Origin of the sequence: Furfurilactobacillus milii, assembly GCF_021654115.1 — a bacterium.
Classification (GTDB): Bacteria; Bacillota; Bacilli; order Lactobacillales; family Lactobacillaceae; genus Furfurilactobacillus; species Furfurilactobacillus milii.
On the sequence record NZ_JAIWJF010000002.1, the window covers coordinates 41,223 to 53,587 of the forward strand.

General features: G+C 45.2%; 13 protein-coding genes and 1 other annotated feature. Of the genes, 8 read left to right on the top strand and 5 right to left on the bottom strand.

Features of this window, described 5'->3' with window-relative positions; translation table 11 throughout:
* Nucleotides 1-45 precede the first annotated feature (45 nt).
* Nucleotides 46-336, top strand: coding sequence for a YciI family protein (locus LDK34_RS02610; protein WP_178943032.1), 291 nt, complete (start codon nucleotides 46-48; stop codon nucleotides 334-336).
* A 61-nt stretch (nucleotides 337-397) separates the two neighbouring features.
* Here the strand turns inward: LDK34_RS02610 and LDK34_RS02615 are convergent, their stop codons facing one another.
* Nucleotides 398-754 (bottom strand): winged helix-turn-helix transcriptional regulator, encoded by a 357-nt coding sequence (locus LDK34_RS02615; RefSeq protein WP_178943031.1) that lies wholly within the window; start codon nucleotides 752-754, stop codon nucleotides 398-400.
* A 229-nt stretch (nucleotides 755-983) separates the two neighbouring features.
* Here LDK34_RS02615 and LDK34_RS02620 point away from each other — a divergent pair, with 229 nt between their 5' ends.
* Together LDK34_RS02620 and LDK34_RS02625 are read left to right on the top strand one after the other, a co-directional pair.
* A complete protein-coding gene (locus LDK34_RS02620) occupies nucleotides 984-2,000 on the top strand; it encodes a zinc-binding alcohol dehydrogenase family protein (RefSeq protein ID WP_178943492.1) in 1,017 nt (338 codons plus the stop codon).
* Nucleotides 2,001-2,076: 76 nt separating this feature from the next.
* Complete coding sequence (locus LDK34_RS02625; RefSeq protein ID WP_178943030.1) at nucleotides 2,077-2,361, top strand: hypothetical protein; 285 nt, start codon at nucleotides 2,077-2,079, stop codon at nucleotides 2,359-2,361.
* 230 nt (nucleotides 2,362-2,591) lie between these two features.
* Here the strand turns inward: LDK34_RS02625 and LDK34_RS02630 are convergent, their stop codons facing one another.
* From LDK34_RS02630 to LDK34_RS02640, 3 genes are all read right to left on the bottom strand, one after another.
* Nucleotides 2,592-2,681: a type I toxin-antitoxin system Fst family toxin gene (locus tag LDK34_RS02630; protein WP_017260460.1), complete on the bottom strand. Its 90-nt coding sequence runs from the start codon at nucleotides 2,679-2,681 to the stop codon at nucleotides 2,592-2,594.
* Between the two features lie 224 nt (nucleotides 2,682-2,905).
* Nucleotides 2,906-4,288 carry a branched-chain amino acid transport system II carrier protein gene (gene brnQ, locus LDK34_RS02635; RefSeq protein ID WP_236941454.1) on the bottom strand — a complete coding sequence of 461 codons (1,383 nt, stop codon included), beginning with the start codon at nucleotides 4,286-4,288 and terminating at the stop codon, nucleotides 2,906-2,908.
* Between the two features lie 76 nt (nucleotides 4,289-4,364).
* Nucleotides 4,365-4,604: a binding site (T-box leader), on the bottom strand.
* A gap of 90 nt (nucleotides 4,605-4,694) precedes the next feature.
* Nucleotides 4,695-5,645, bottom strand: a complete 951-nt coding sequence (locus tag LDK34_RS02640) for a DMT family transporter (protein ID WP_236941455.1) — start codon at nucleotides 5,643-5,645, stop codon at nucleotides 4,695-4,697.
* Nucleotides 5,646-5,889: 244 nt separating this feature from the next.
* Between LDK34_RS02640 and abc-f the strand changes: the two genes are divergently transcribed.
* The gene (gene abc-f, locus LDK34_RS02645) at nucleotides 5,890-7,368 is read left to right on the top strand and encodes a ribosomal protection-like ABC-F family protein (protein WP_236941456.1); all 1,479 of its coding nucleotides are present in this window, start codon (nucleotides 5,890-5,892) and stop codon (nucleotides 7,366-7,368) included.
* Nucleotides 7,369-7,960: 592 nt separating this feature from the next.
* On the opposite strand, the gene LDK34_RS02650 is transcribed toward abc-f, so the two are convergent.
* Entirely contained in the window at nucleotides 7,961-8,872 is a 912-nt protein-coding gene (locus LDK34_RS02650; protein WP_236941457.1) for a proline-specific peptidase family protein, read from the bottom strand.
* Between the two features lie 244 nt (nucleotides 8,873-9,116).
* Between LDK34_RS02650 and LDK34_RS02655 the strand changes: the two genes are divergently transcribed.
* From LDK34_RS02655 to LDK34_RS02670, 4 genes are all read left to right on the top strand, one after another.
* Nucleotides 9,117-10,250 (top strand): DUF805 domain-containing protein, encoded by a 1,134-nt coding sequence (locus tag LDK34_RS02655; RefSeq protein ID WP_178943025.1) that lies wholly within the window; start codon nucleotides 9,117-9,119, stop codon nucleotides 10,248-10,250.
* The gene (locus tag LDK34_RS02660; protein WP_178943024.1) at nucleotides 10,243-11,217 is read left to right on the top strand and encodes an ABC transporter substrate-binding protein; all 975 of its coding nucleotides are present in this window, start codon (nucleotides 10,243-10,245) and stop codon (nucleotides 11,215-11,217) included. The genes LDK34_RS02655 and LDK34_RS02660 overlap by 8 nt, the downstream gene beginning before the upstream one ends.
* A 34-nt stretch (nucleotides 11,218-11,251) precedes the next feature.
* Nucleotides 11,252-11,581 carry a hypothetical protein gene (locus tag LDK34_RS02665; protein WP_178943023.1) on the top strand — a complete coding sequence of 110 codons (330 nt, stop codon included), beginning with the start codon at nucleotides 11,252-11,254 and terminating at the stop codon, nucleotides 11,579-11,581.
* A gap of 61 nt (nucleotides 11,582-11,642) precedes the next feature.
* Nucleotides 11,643-12,344, top strand: coding sequence for an SDR family NAD(P)-dependent oxidoreductase (locus LDK34_RS02670; RefSeq protein ID WP_236941458.1), 702 nt, complete (start codon nucleotides 11,643-11,645; stop codon nucleotides 12,342-12,344).
* Nucleotides 12,345-12,365 lie beyond the last annotated feature (21 nt).

Sequence of the window (12,365 nt, forward strand, 5' to 3'; positions counted from 1 at the left end):
AAATCATTGTTTGAATTATTAAAAGTATAACAGGAGATGATGGCCATGTTTTTTATGGAATTGACTTATAAGAAGCCAATAAGTGTTGTTGAAGCAACTTTACCTTTACATAATCAGTATTTGGATCGCAATTATAAACTGGGAAATTTTATTTTTTCAGGACGAAAGGATCCACGTAACGGTGGTGTCATTTTAGCTAATGTAGCCGATTTGAAAGATTTAGAAAATATTTACCATGAGGATCCATTCTTTAGGCAAGGTATTGCAGATTATAAAATACTTAATTTTACGCCGACAAAGATGAATGATGTGTTTGCTCAAATCCCGTTAAGGTGATGATATGCAAAAATGCCACTTTATTTAGTGGCATTTTTACGTGATTTCTATAAATTAAAAACTAGGCCTGTGACGACTCTTCCTCACGATGGGTGGCGTTATAGTAGCGACCCCATTTTTCCATGGCGATAATTACAGGAACGAGGGTTTCACCGAATGAAGTTAGACGATATTCAGTCTTGGGCGCCATGACAGGGTAGATGGTTTTAACCAGTACGCCATCGTTTTCAAGTTCTTTTAATTGCAGTGCCAGCATTCGATGAGAGCAATCTTTCATTTGACGCTGCAGGTCCCCAAATCGTTCGGTGCCGTTTTTGATAAGGTGAAATAAAATAACACTTTTCCATTTTCCCGAAATAATCTGTAGCGTGCTTTCAACTGGACAGCCATCCTGACAACCGTATGTGTGACGTACCATAACTACCTCCAAGTCGATAAATTCCTATCACTAAAGTATGTATTAGTGTCAGAATACAGCAGTCACGTTAAAATTAACAACAAATCATCGTCAACTGGGGTTACTAGTGAAAAATTTGTAACTAGGTGATTAAAATTTCACGATTGTAGCTTTTTTTGACGATATTAGAATGGAGTTGTTGTTAGAGCAGTTGTCATAGGGAGAGGGAGTTATCAAAATGGCTAAAACAATGAATGCAATCGGTTTTACTGATCATTTGCCAATTACAGATGAGCACAGCTTACAAGACTTTACAGAAGCGGTTCCTGTTGCCAAGGGTCACGATTTATTAGTTCATGTTAGCGCGGTCTCGGTTAATCCAGTAGACATTGGCGTGCGTCGTGGCGGTCGTGGTCATTTGAGTCAGCCCCGTGTGATTGGCTGGGATGCAGTTGGCGAGGTCGTTGCTGTTGGTGGACAGGTACAGTTGTTTAACGTCGGTGACCGGGTTTATTACGCGGGTTCGTTTAAACGGGCGGGTAGCGATAGTGATTACCAGCTCGTGGACGAACGCATTGTTGGTCACGCACCACAGCATTTAAGCGATGTAGAAGCAGCGGCAATGCCACTAACGACGCTGGCCGCGTGGGAAGCACTGTTTGAACAATTGCCAATTGACCCAGATGACAAAGAAAACAATGCGAAGTACAATTTGTTAATCATCAATGGTGCCGGTGGGGTGGGCTCCATTGCGACCCAACTCGCACATTGGGCCGGTTTGCACGTGATTGCGACCGCTTCGAGGCCAGAAACAATTGACTGGACGCTAGCTCACGGCGCCGATGAAACAGTTAACCACCGTGAAGATCTGGTTAAACAAGTACGTAATCTTGGGTATCACTACGTTGACTATATTTTGGAACTGAATAATTTGGACGCTCATTGGAATGAAATGGCTGAGCTGATTGAACCAAGCGGCTGGATTGCCTCAATTACTGAAAATCATCGACCAGTGGATCTCAAACGTTTGACTCAAAAGCGGGGCCACTTTGCATGGGAGTGGATGTACACAAAATCATTTTTCCACACTGCAGATATGCAAACGCAACATGATATTTTGGAACGAGCCGCGAAGATGTTTGACGATGGGACATTGAAAAGCACGTTGACCAAACAGTTATCACCATTTGATGCAGCAACATTACGTCAGGCTCATACGTTAGTAGAATCAGGTCACATGATGGGAAAAGTTGTCGTTACCCGGTGATTAGGAGTCGATGATGGCACCGATTTTTGTTGTTTGCGTGTATAATGACGGCAAAAAGTACAATCAGGTGAATGTCATGAAATTAGATCGTCTTTTCACTCGGATTAAAATGGTGCGGGTGTTAAATATCCTCGGAGGCAGTTTGGGTACTTCCGTAGCGATGCGAATGATTCAAAGACGGATTACGCATGATATGCTGTCTTTGCGATTAATGCCGGCTGATTTGAATAAAATGCTGAATTTGCCGCCGTATACGATTACTGCACTGGCGTCCGGAAACCCAGATTTCTTTCAGGTCAGGTATAAACAGTTGCAAAGACTGGCCAGAATGTTGGACGAACGGTTGAATGCAGTCCATTAAATGACGGCGTTTTTTCCAGTATAGTTGCACCGATAACTGGATGAGGTGTGACTGATAAAAATTGATGAGATATGGTCTACTTATCGTTTGTCGATGTAGCAGCTATGTGGTATATTATTGTCGAAGCGAAGCATGGAAGCATCCGACCCCTTACTAGGTGTGACTAGTAAGGGGTCTTTTTTCGAATAATATGTAATTAGACGGGACACTTTAGGTTGAATTATGGTCAACTACGGCCGATTGTGGCGATCATCCAACCAGTGGTCAAACATCTTTAAAAGCATGCCCACAATCAGTGGTGCTAAAAATAATTGAAGCATGGTTGCATCCCCCTTTCATCCAGATTCTCGATGAATCGAGTCGACCACGCTTTTAAGAATACCAAAACTAGTTCTTTGTTTCTCTTACATGTTTATGAGAAAAAGCAGGCGATAAATCCCGTTATATTGGGATCTATCGCCTGCTTGTTTATTTTGATTTAGGTTAGCAACATTGTTATCAATGTGTAAATCACGTTTTTAATCAGATGACTGGCCAACAATTTTTAGTTGTCTGAAACCGAGGCCGTGGTGTGTTCCCGAGCAAGTTTAACGAAATGCCAAGTCAGGCCGATCACAGCACCAACTAAAGCGGGGACGACCCAGTCCATACCGTACTTGGCGAATGGCAGGTAGCTCATTTGAAAACTGGTCATGGCTTTACCAAACGCACTTTGGCTAACGACTGGCGGAAAGGCGGCAATCATGTCGAAAACAGCGGGAACACAAGTGAACAGCACGACGAAAGCGTACACGACTGGATCTCGTTTGAATAGGGGTGAAGTGATGGATAACAGAATCAGTACCATCGCAAGCGGGTATAAGAACATCAACATTGGCGTGGACCATGAAATGATTAGGTTAAGGCCGATGTTAGCCGTTAAGAAGGATGCGATAGTGGTGAACCGTAACCAAACGCGGTAGCTGACGCTTGGAAAATGCTTGTGGAAATCTTGGGCAAACGCAGCAACTAAGCCGATGGCAGTTGTGAGACAAGTAACCGTGATCAGAACGGCTAAAATAGCTTGTCCGGCGACACCGAGATAGTGGTTGACCAGCTGATCAAACGTAACCCCACCATTAGCGGCTAGCTTGAATTGGCCCAATGACATGGCACCAATCACGATTAGTAATAAGTAAATGATGGCTTCGAAACCCATTGAGAAGAAACCAGCACGGGCCGTAACTAATGCGATGGCGTTAGGATTCCGTTTGCCAAGGGAGCGAATTGCAGTGACGACGGTAACCCCGAAGGCAAGCCCCGCCAAGGCGTCCATCGTGTTATATCCCTGAAGGAAACCGTTGAAAAAGGCATCATGCTGGTAGGCTGTTGTGACGGCCTGGTGGACAGGATTGCCGAGTGGTTTCAAAAAGGCGAGGAAGAAGACAAGTGCTAGCAAAATTAGAAAAATTGGGTTTAGCAATTTACCAATGTTGGCGACAATTTTGCTTTGTTCAACGGAAAAGAAATACGCGAGGCCAAAGAAGACAGCTGAGAAAATGACGAGTCCTAACGTTTGAAAATGGGCAGGCACTAGGGGCGCAACGCCAACTGTATAGGATACAGTCGCTGTCCGGGGAGTACCAAATAGCGGCCCGATAGTACCGTGAATCAGAACCATAAAGGTGAGTGCAAAGCAAACGCCGAGTGGGCGGCCTACGTCGTAAACACCGCCGGCCCGGGTGATGCTAATTGCCAGCACAGAGAGTAAGGGAAGCAATACCGCTGTTACCAGAAAGCCTAATGCCGCGCTGAGCCAGTGGGCGCCAGATAATTGACCTAGGTGCAACGGAAAGATAAGGTTGCCGGCACCAAAGAAGAGTGCGAACAGCATTGAGCTGACTAACGCATATTCACGTTTGGTTAATTTATGTTCCTGTAATTCCATATAATTGCCTCTTTTCATTCGCGTCATCGAGAAACTATTTCTTTGATAAAAAAACGTCCTTAGCCGAATTGCTTCAGCTAAGGACGTTTACACGTGTTACCACCTTTGTTCGCAGACCTCTCACGAGAGCCTGCCTCTTCAAGTACGTGGCCTAACGCCAGATACTCTAGCTCTGTAATGGGAGCACCCATTGACTACTGTTGTCGTAGTCAACGCTCAAAGATGATGTTCACTTGTGGTTGATCGACGCCCTTTCACCAATCGGCGCTCGCTTAACGATCTTTTCGCAGGTTACTTTTCTTTTCAACGCGTATTTCATTCATCAAATTTTAATGTGTTTATTATGATATCTTAGTCGAAAATTGTCAACGATTTTTGAAAAAGTTTTATTCGCTGCAAGTTATGTTTAGAACAGTTTGATCAATAACACGCCGACGATCATGATTAACAGGCCAATGATTTTAAGGGGAACGATAGGATTTCGTTTGGCACCGAACCAGCCGAACTGATCGACAATGAGGCCTCCGATAATCTGACCAAACAATACGATCACAACGGTTAAGCCAGTTCCGATGATAGGTACTAGATAAACATTACCAAGTACAAACAACGCACCAATGAACCCGCCAAACCAGATCCACCACGGATTGTGTGAAATGGCACCGACTGGGAACCGCAAGCCGTGATTCTGAATCAGCACGACGATTAATAAAATGAGGGTGCCAACCAGAAAGCTGACGTAGGCACCTTGAATGGGCGATTTCAATAAGTGCCCCAAGTGACCGTTAATCGCAGTTTGTCCCGCGGCAAACGCACCAAACAAGATACCCAACAATTGCCAAAAGCCACGGTGGGGAACGTGATGAGTTTCAGTAGCTTCCGCAGAACCTTGGAACGTGTTTTTACGTGCCCGTTCCGGTAGGACGACCGCAAAAACGATGCCGACAATCATTAGGATTGCGCCGAAAGCACGCAACCATGTGATTGAGTGTTGAGTACTGGCAAACCAACCAAAGTTATCAATTAGCAAACCCATTAGGATTTCCCCTAAAATGGGCATTAAGACCGTTTGAATACCACCTAGTTTAGGAAACAACAAAATGTTCCCAGTGAGGTAAACGACGGCGAGCACACCACCAAGCCAGATCCACCAGGGATGGCTAGTAAAGAAAGTTCCGGGAATTAATAAACTGCGTCCAGTCGCAAGCAAAAGTGCAGTTAAAAGGACGGTTCCCATGAAAAATGACATCAATGAGGCAAAGTAGGGCGATTTAAGTGTCCCTTGTAAACGTGAATTAATGGCGGTTTCCATCGGCAAAGCGATTCCAATAGCGATGGCAATCGTAATGGCAAGCATATAATACCTCCTACAGCATTTGAATAACTCGCTTAATGTTACCACTCTGAGCGGGATGTATGGTAAATTAAAAAGTAATGAGAGTATAAGCGTGGTGATAATATTGGTATTTTAATGATGAATAACTTTATTTCGTGGAAGCGCGTTTGGCAATAGCCATACGTTAATCCTTCGAGGATAGTGTGCATTCAATTAGCCTCACTATCTAAAACAAAACTAAATAGATATAAAAGTAGGTGGTCGAATGAGTACCATTCAAATTGACCAATTAACGTTCCGTTATCCCGGCGCTGATGCGCCGGTATTTGATAAATTATCGCTCAATCTCGATACAACTTGGCGATTAGGTTTGATTGGCCGTAATGGTCGTGGCAAAACGACCTTCATGAATTTATTGCGCGGTCAGTTATCCGGTCACGGCTTGATTAAAAGTCCGGTGACGTTCAATTATTTTCCCGATGCAACGATTAATCGGTCGCAAACAGTCATGGCAATCATGACATCAACTGGTGCCGAAGAGTGGCAGGCCAGCATGGAGTTGGATCGGATTGGGCTAGATGAAAGTTATGAGCAACGTCCGTTTGACACACTCAGTGGTGGCGAACAAACGCGGGTGTTACTGGCTTGTGGATTTGTTAACGAAAACGACTTTCCGTTAATTGATGAACCGACGAATCATTTGGATATTGAAGGTCGTCAGGTCGTCGGCGCTTATCTGAGACAAAAACAAGGTTTCATTTGTGTCAGTCATGATGAAAGCTTTTTGAATCTGTTCGTGGACCACGTTATGTCATTAAATCGGAGTTCAGTGGATTTAGTGGCGGGCAATGTCGAAAACTGGCAGGTTGATAAAGAGCGACGTGACAATGCAGCGGCCGCGCAAAACGAGCATTTGCAACATCGCATCAAGCAATTGTCGAGTCGTGCCAATATTCAGCGTGAGTGGGCTGAGAAGCGTGAACGTGAGTCAAATGACGCTTCCAGTCGGCGGATGGCTAAGAAGTTAATGTCCCGCGCGAAGGTGTTTGAACACCGAACAGATACCGCGATTGAACAACGGAAAGGTTTAATGAACGATGTCGATCAGGTGGATAGATTGCGAACCAATGTTCAGCAAACTTCAGGCGGACAGTTGTTGTTCAGTTTGCGAGACTTCAGCGTTAAACGGCAAAATGAGCCGCTATTTCAGCCCGTTTCGTTGGATTTTCACAGAGGCGACCGCTTAGCAATCATTGGTTCTAACGGTGTGGGTAAAACGAGTTTTTTGAACTTGCTTTGCGGGCAAGAAAAGTTGAATTACGAAGGTTATTTGATGAATGATTTGCCCCAAGACATCGGTTACCTGTCACAGCAGTTTACGGATTTTATCACGGACGGTTCGTTTGAACGATGGCGTGATCATCACGATGAAACGACCGTTTGGAATTTAATGCATCAGTTAGGCGTTTCACGCCCAAGGTTAAAGGCGCCGACCAGCGAATGGAGCATGGGCGAAATGAAGAAAGCCGCGTTGGCTGTGAGCTTGAGTGAGCCACACGAAATATTGATTTGGGATGAGCCGACCAACTATTTGGATATTGATGCTCGCGAACAGTTGCAAACCTTGATTCAGCAGGTACGACCCACGATGGTTTTGATTGATCACGATCGTCATTTCATTGAAGAAACGTGTACACAGCAAATGACGCTGAACAGATTTAAAAACGTTCCTCATTTTCATTAGTGCTATTCCTTGGCATTCAACCAGCAGTGCTAACACATGTGTGGTATATTCCGTTGCGGCACCCAACAACGCCGTTCCGTGGGGAACGTTTCAGCCCGCTGAAAACCGCGGTCTTCAACATCGACTTTGAGCCATAAAGGTCTCAAAGCTCGTCCCACACAACTAAATGGCGAAAACCATGCCATTAAGTTGTGTTGACACGGAACTCTGTTGCTGGTCGCCTTCACTCAACTGCCACCTTGTTGATTAGTGTAATCGGTTAGATTGTTAAACTGAGTGTTCAATATTTAAAACTAATGTGAGCCGGAGGGCGTCAAAATTGAATGCAAGCCGTGAAGGTGGTGTTAATTGGGCGTTTTTAAGCCCAATTTACAGCACGGGACGGTCGTGAAGACGTGGTTTTCGGCTTCACGGCGAAGTGAACGACTCCGAACTTTAGGAGGCGTGAACTGGTCCCACGGCGGAATTCAATTTGGACAACCGCAAGCGTGAGTCAATGGCTACGGTCTATCATCTAGACAAGCAAACAGGCGACAAGTCCCTGATATGGGGGATTTGCCGCCTGCTTATTTGTGACTATTGAATTTAAAAATTAGTCGTTAAAGTTGCCGCTTTCAACATCCTTGATGAACTTGGCCAAGTGATCGAAGTAAACGGGAGCGTTATCGATCATGTGGTGGTGACCACCATCTGGTGTTGTTTCAAGACGAGCGTGAGGGATCAGCTTTTGCATGGTCCGCGCTGTGTCTAACGGCATAGTTTCGTGCTCACCAAACGTTAATAGCGTTGGGACTTTGATGTCCTTAAGGTGATCACGGAAATGCCAGTCCTTCAACTTACCGGTAATAACGAATTCGTTGTCGCCTTGGAAGGCGTTATAAACGGGCGTTGCCATCATTGAAATTAAATGAGCGATTGCCGGTGGCTGTTTGCGGTCAACATAGCCGCGATTTAAGACATCAACATCAGCTTGGTAGCGGTCGTTGTCATAGTCATTTTTAGCTTCACAAGCCTGCATGAACTTAACTTCTTCTGCAGGTAATGCTTCTTCACGAACCTTGTTAATGTGGGTGACGTATTCATCAATTTCATCAACCATTGATGAAACAATAGCGCCTTTCAAGTGGTCGCCGTATTTAGCAGCGTATTCTTGAACTAACAGGCCGCCCCAGCTTTGACCGATAAGGTAGAAATTGTCGATGCCAAGCTTTTGACGCACTTCTTCAACTTCATCCAAGAAGTATTCATAAGTGAGGTACTTGTCAGCAGTTGCCTTGTCTGAGTAGTCGGGTTGGTCTGAATAAAATGAACCTAGTTGATCGTACATGTGAACGGTCACGTTCAAGCCTTGTTTGCCAAGTTCCTCAGCAAAGTTTTCCCAGTATTCGTGTGTGCCACCAGGGCCACCGTGCAGACATAGTAAGTGAATGTCGCCCGTGCCTTGAGTGTTAGTCCATAAGTGATACCCGTTATCGAGTGTCATGATGGTGGTTCCTTGTTTCATGGGGTCAGCCTCCTTCATGTAATGTCACTAGTTTATCACGTTTCTGATGGTGTTCATCAATTTACTAATAAATGGGCGTGAAATCGGTGAATATTTGTGCAAACAGGCCTATTTTTGGTTAAACTTAAGGGTAATGCCGATAGTTCCGTGGTTTATGAACATTAAGGCAATAGGCAAGTGTTTAATAAGAGAGTGGACTTGCAAATGACTAAGTAAGTGCACAGTTAAGAGAGGATAAACTGACATGAATATTTGGGCAAACTATATTGCCAGTTGGCAACAAATTTTTAATTATCGCGGTAAGACACGCCGACGTGATTTCTGGGCCGCCATTATTGGCATGGCGGTTGTCAGTATCGTAGTTAGTACAATCCTATCAGGTGCAACAGGATTGAGCGACGGAATTGCGCTTCCGGCCCACTGGTTGGAAAACTTCTTCTTTCTGGCTCAGTTTTTACAATATCTAAGTATGTCGGTTCGTCGGTTACATAGTTTAAGTTTGTCTGGCCACTATCAGTGGTTGATGCTGGTTCCTGGTGTGCACATGATTGTTTTGCACGCATTACCAGAAGTTGAAAAAGACCCACGCGCGCCATGGTACAACATGATGAGCGTCGATAATGGCCCCGCAAGTTTAGAGGTTAACCATCGCGGTCATGTAAGTGGCATTTTGAGTAATGCTTTTGGGTACACATGGCGTAATATGTTTAATTTTCACGACACAGTGTCACGAGGCAACTATCTATGGGCGAGAGTGACATGGAGCATTTTTAGTTTGATTGCGGGCGCCTTGCTTTCGCTGACCATCTTTTTAATTGTCGTCGTGCGCATCTTTGTTTCATTACTCGTAAACCGTGGGAATACGCTGCAATTAAATCCAAGCATGCAATCACCGACGTTTGATCCAAGCGTGCTGAACGGATTGGGTCTTTTCGTTATTCCAGTTGGTTTAGTAGTCGGTTTCTTGATTGTATTTCCAATCGTTTCACTAACGGCACGACGCTTACACGATCAAGAATTAAGTGCTTGGTGGGTGTTTTTATACTTGGCAGGCTCTGTTGGTAGTTTGATTTTGCTTTTGTTGTCACTACTGCCGGCTAAGGATGGTCAAACGAAATATCCAGTCGCAGATGGGCGCCCAGCAGTGAATACTGCTAGTACCGATAATGGTGCTGAAAGTGACCAAACGGCTAGCGGCTCGGTGGCTCCTTCACAGGCATCAGTAGAGGTATTTTATCCACAGTCCGCCACAAGTGCGGCGCAAGTTGAAGTTTTCTATCCACAACCATCGACCGTTGCTTCTAGTGAGTCCATAGCGACAAGTGATACTAGTGTGCAATCAAACGCGGCTTCTGAGGATCGTGATGATCATGTCTAAGCGTCGACATAAATCGTGGTCGCCTGTAGTCACTTTAGCTGTTCTAGCAACGTTACTCGTAATCGTTTCGGCATGTGGTCGTTCAACACAAAGGGTCAGTGCGCCAGCGACAAAACCAACCAACATTAATTTTGCTGTTGGTCAGTCGGTGGATGCCTTACCGCTCTATGTGGCGGAAGAGCGCGGTTATTTCACGCAGGCCAAATTGCGCGTGACCTTAACTAATGTTGCGGCGGCCGACGATCGGGTCAGCGGCATCAGTACGCATCAGTTTGAAGGCGCCATTAGTGGCTTGCCTGAGCTAATGATGACCAGCGGTACACACCCAACGAGTCAAGTAGTCGGTAACGCCACAAATTACACTGCGTTGATGACGACGGATGATAACGTGACCAAATTGAAGCAACTGAAAAATAAAACAATCGGTACATTGGCCAATTCAACGCAAGCTTATGCGACGGATCTGCTTTTGGTAAAGGCTAAATTAACAGACAAGAACGTTACGTTAAAAACGACTGGTAGTGAAACTGAGCTGATGAGTGCCGCTAATAACCATACTGCGAGTGCAGTTAGCTTAACAGATCCCAATGCAAGCTTGTTGCGACGTCAAGGAGCCCGAACGCTAGCCCAGACGACTGCCGATCAGGCAGATACCGGAATTGTGTTTGGTAATAGCATGTTGAAAAATCATGCGGCGGCTGTTCAGGGATTCATGCGGGCATATAATCAAGCAGTGGATTACATCAATGCACATCCCAGCACCATAGATTATCAAGAGATTTTGGTTACCAAGTTGGGTTATCCCGGGGATGGCCTAAATGCTTTGGCATTGCCACATTTTGCTTCGGCAACGACCGTTAGCAAACAATCTATCGGGGATGTGCGCAGTTGGTTATTGGTCAAGAATCAGGGGCTGCGATTAGCGACTGTTGAGCGTTACCGTTCCACCTTATTAGCTGACAAATAAAAGTGTGCTTGGTACACAACGAACGAGGAAAACTATGTTAATGAAAGTTTTGAGCTTCATCACAACGTTTGCCGTGGCAATATACGGTATTTGGATCATTATCGTGGCACAACGTAAAAAGACCCGCCCTTCACGTGAATATCAATTGTGGCTGTTAGTCGGCGGTATTTTCATCTTGTGTCAGGTTTTATTTAGTGACAATCGTCTGCTAGGCGCCGCAATGCTGTTTGTGGGCTGTGTTGTGGTATCGGTGGTCTATTATCTGATTGACCGCAAACAACATGACACGATTAACTGGCGGGCGCACATTTTACGTGGCTTACTCGAGCTCGTATTAGTTGTGTGGGCAGCGTTTGTTGGATAGTGGCATAATGAAATCAATTAGTTTGGAACAATAAAGTGAGAATGATTGGGAGCAAACTTAAATGAGTAAAAGCGTCTTGATTACTGGTGCGACCCGTGGCATTGGGCTGGCACTGGCACAGAAGTATGTTGAAGATGGTGACTTGGTTCTGGTGGGAACCCGTGACCTCAATCGTGGGTTGGATGTTGTCGACGAATTGCGAGCCGATGGCGGTCAGGCACGGTTATTGCAGATTGATTTGATGGATCATGGCAGTGTTATGCAAGCGGGTCAGTGGATTGGTGAGCAGTTTGGCAAACTGAATTTGTTGATTAACAACGCTGGCGTGTTTGATGATCACGACATTCAGGCGAGTCACGAAGATTCAGAAAGCCTTCATCAAACATTCGATGTGAACGTTCTGGGAACCTATTTGGTTACGCAACAGATGCTGCCATGGCTAAAGGCTGCCGATGATGGAATGGTTATCAGTATGTCTGACGAACTGGCAACGTTTGCCAATTTTGCTGCTAGCACGCCAACAACTGGATTAGGTCAACGAATTTCCCGAATGGGTGTTAATGCAATGACGGTCTTGCTCCAAAATGAACTTCAAGGTGAGATTCATTTTCGTGCGGTGACGCCAGGACCAATTGCCAGCAACCCAGCACGAAAGGGTGCGCCGGTTGCAACAGCCGTCGATTTGATTCAAAAAATTGATCAACATAAGGACTCTGACTGGGATGGCAAGCTTATTGGCGCTGATGGCGTCTTACCATTTTAGGACTCAGATTTAACTGATTGA